The sequence below is a fragment of the Luteolibacter pohnpeiensis genome, from assembly GCF_016595435.1.
GTDB classification, from domain to species: Bacteria; Verrucomicrobiota; Verrucomicrobiia; order Verrucomicrobiales; family Akkermansiaceae; genus Luteolibacter; species Luteolibacter pohnpeiensis.
Window position 1 is genome coordinate 1 of sequence record NZ_JAENIJ010000235.1, and the last position, 334, is coordinate 334.

At 58.7% G+C, this 334-nt stretch carries 1 protein-coding gene; it reads left to right on the top strand.

Annotated features, from left to right (window positions below; translation table 11 throughout):
- Nucleotides 1-152 precede the first annotated feature (152 nt).
- Nucleotides 153-334, top strand: a 182-nt coding sequence (locus tag JIN85_RS21090) for a hypothetical protein (RefSeq protein WP_200274564.1), incomplete at its 3' end; no start/stop codon positions are given.

A 334-nucleotide genomic window follows, 5' to 3' on the forward strand; every position in this document is an offset into this window, starting at 1 on the left:
AAGCCGCTCCGCCCGCTGCACTTGGAGGTGAAGCGCGACCACTACACCGAGCGACTGAGCGACGCGCTCGACCGGTTCCTCATCTACTACGGGGAGTTGAAAGCCAAGGTGCTCAACGCCCTGCAACCCGAACCCGAAACGGCCGATTTGTTATGAATTTCGCAACTCAACTAAAGCAGGTCCGCCAGGCGGCGGAGGACTACGAGTGGTATCCGACCACGAATGAAATCATCACCGTGCTGATGCGGGACGTGAAGCGGACGACTGAAGGGTGGTCGTTTCGAACGAACCAAGAGCGCGGCTCGTTTGTGGATATCGGGGCTGGCAATGGCAA